The sequence below is a fragment of the Litoribaculum gwangyangense genome (assembly GCF_039543505.1).
In the GTDB taxonomy this organism is placed as follows: domain Bacteria; phylum Bacteroidota; class Bacteroidia; order Flavobacteriales; family Flavobacteriaceae; genus Litoribaculum; species Litoribaculum gwangyangense.
Genome location: NZ_BAABJW010000010.1, coordinates 1 through 1,239 on the forward strand (window position 1 = coordinate 1; position 1,239 = coordinate 1,239).

Genomic DNA, 1,239 nt, shown 5'->3' on the forward strand with positions numbered 1-1,239 from the left:
CAACGGTCTCGGCTATGAACAGTTGGGGATTTTCGCCTTAGCTTTTCAGTTTAGCACTGACTCTAGTTTTATGTTTATAGTTTCGTTTAATCAATTTCACCCCAATTGTTTATAGCCATTGTTGCCAGTAGTATTTTATTCCATTCTTCTAAATTCAGTCGCTCCTTGTAAAGCTCCAATTGATTCAAATACTTCGTCTTGGTCTTGCTTTTTATTCCAACCCATTTTTGCTAGTTCTGCTCTTACTTGGTCTTCTGTTTTTTCTTTTACGAAATGGTAATATGCAAAGTCAACAACTTCCATTGGAACTCTATCTATTGAATAAGATATTAGTCCCGAAGAAAGTCTTAAAGCTCCAATAAAATAGGTAATTACTAGTTGTAAAGCCCAACTTATTAATAAACCTATCCAGCCTGTATTCAATGACTTTATTGTTAATCCTGCATCGAATCTTGCTTGCATAAACTCCAAAAAACTAAATGGTCTAAAGTTGTTTTCATTTAGGATTATTTGATATTGAAAATATTGGTTTGATATATATGTTATTAAAATCATTCCGATTAGCAAATAATGTAAATGGTCATAAAAAGTGTAATTACTAACTTTTATAAGCTGTTTTAACGCAAATCCCATAACAATAGCTACTCCAACTTCAAATAAACCAATTATATAAATTCCTTTTACTGAAAGAAAGGCGACAACGAATCCAAGAATGAGTACTGTTATTATTCCACCAACAATAGGAATCCACAATTTAGGTTCTTTTTGCTTTTTTGGTTGTGGTAAATTTTCAGGAATCTGATAATCATCCCAATTATTTGCTTTTTCAACTTCACTTTCTAATTCTGCTAAAGCTTGTTTATCAAATTCTTTTTCTGTTTGTTGAAATGCGTATTTAAAAAGTCGAACTCGCTTTGAATTACGTCCATTATCCCACATTTCATTTCCAAGTGATACGCTCTTTACTTTGACTTTCCCAAAATTGTATGTCACAGAGATTTTTTCTGTCCATCTATTCCAGTCTCCTTTTCTTTTGGCTTCTGCCGAGACTTCGTCTTGAAACACTAAATCCCATTCTAACTTTTCAAAAGTCTTTATAACGATTGGCACAAAAACAGTTTTACTTAAATCAGTCCTAAATTCTTCCTCAAATTTTGGCGTCCAATTGAAGCTATGCTTTTTCTTAATTGTCGATTCGTATTTCTTTAGATCTTCGGTCATTGTATATTACTGGCAACG

1 protein-coding gene is annotated in these 1,239 nt (G+C 32.5%); it reads right to left on the reverse strand.

What is annotated here, in order from left to right:
* Positions 1-135 precede the first annotated feature (135 nt).
* The gene (locus tag ABD963_RS15055) at positions 136-1,221 is read right to left on the reverse strand and encodes a hypothetical protein (protein WP_345278275.1); all 1,086 of its coding nucleotides are present in this window, start codon (positions 1,219-1,221) and stop codon (positions 136-138) included.
* Positions 1,222-1,239 lie beyond the last annotated feature (18 nt).